This is a genomic window from Exiguobacterium sp. s46 (assembly GCF_018618875.1).
Lineage (GTDB): Bacteria > Bacillota > Bacilli > Exiguobacteriales > Exiguobacteriaceae > Exiguobacterium_A > Exiguobacterium_A abrahamii.
On sequence record NZ_JACSMY010000013.1, the window covers coordinates 1 to 882 of the forward strand.

Consider the following 882-nt stretch of genomic DNA (forward strand, 5'->3'; position numbering starts at 1 on the left):
CCCGTTCCCATGCCGAACACGGAAGTTAAGCACTTGAACGCCGAAAGTAGTTGGGGGCTTCCCCCTGTGAGGATAGGACGTTGCCAGGCTTTTGTTTTTTTAATAAAACAATTGACAGACTTACATAGATGTTTTATCATTATAGAAGTCGTCACCTTATACTTAAACGGTCCTGTGGTGTAGCGGTTAACATGCCTGCCTGTCACGCAGGAGATCGCGGGTTCGAATCCCGTCAGGACCGCCATTTTAATATCGGCTTTGTAGCTCAGTTGGTAGAGCAAAGGACTGAAAATCCTTGTGTCGGCGGTTCGATTCCGTCCAAAGCCACCATTTCTTTTGCCGGTGTAGCTCAGCTGGTAGAGCAACTGACTTGTAATCAGTAGGTCGCGGGTTCGACTCCTGTTGCCGGCACCATTTTTATTTTGGCGATTGTGGCGAAGTGGTTAACGCACCGGATTGTGATTCCGGCATTCGTGGGTTCAATTCCCATCAGTCGCCCCATTTTTTAACTTCATATCATTTATGTGTCATTAGCTCAGTTGGTAGAGCATCTGACTTTTAATCAGAGGGTCGCAGGTTCGAATCCTGCATGACACACCATTTTTATGCGGGTGTGGCGGAATTGGTAGACGCGCTAGATTTAGGATCTAGTGTCTTTGACGTGGGGGTTCAAGTCCCTTCACCCGTACCATTTATATGCGGAAGTAGTTCAGTGGTAGAATACGACCTTGCCAAGGTCGGGGTCGCGGGTTCGAATCCCGTCTTCCGCTCCATTTATATTTGAATAGCATTATGCGGTCGTGGCGGAATCGGTAGACGCGCTAGGTTGAGGGCCTAGTGGTGGCAACATCGTGGAGGTTCAAGTCCTCTCGACCGCACCAT

At 49.0% G+C, this 882-nt stretch carries 8 tRNA genes and 1 rRNA gene; all 9 read left to right on the plus strand.

Features of this window, described 5'->3' with window-relative positions:
• Positions 1 to 89: ribosomal RNA gene (gene rrf / locus KNQ08_RS16710) — 5S ribosomal RNA — on the plus strand; the annotation flags it as partial.
• 79 nt (positions 90 to 168) lie between these two features.
• Positions 169 to 244 (plus strand) — tRNA-Asp (locus KNQ08_RS16715).
• 10 nt (positions 245 to 254) lie between these two features.
• Positions 255 to 330 (plus strand) — tRNA-Phe (locus KNQ08_RS16720).
• Between the two features lie 8 nt (positions 331 to 338).
• Positions 339 to 414, plus strand: a tRNA-Thr gene (locus KNQ08_RS16725).
• Positions 415 to 425: 11 nt separating this feature from the next.
• Positions 426 to 501, plus strand: a tRNA-His gene (locus KNQ08_RS16730).
• Between the two features lie 23 nt (positions 502 to 524).
• Positions 525 to 600: transfer RNA gene (locus tag KNQ08_RS16735), tRNA-Lys, on the plus strand.
• A gap of 7 nt (positions 601 to 607) precedes the next feature.
• A tRNA-Leu gene (locus KNQ08_RS16740) sits at positions 608 to 691 on the plus strand.
• 7 nt (positions 692 to 698) lie between these two features.
• Positions 699 to 773: transfer RNA gene (locus KNQ08_RS16745), tRNA-Gly, on the plus strand.
• Between the two features lie 21 nt (positions 774 to 794).
• Positions 795 to 881: transfer RNA gene (locus tag KNQ08_RS16750), tRNA-Leu, on the plus strand.
• The last annotated feature ends 1 nt before the right edge of the window (position 882 follow it).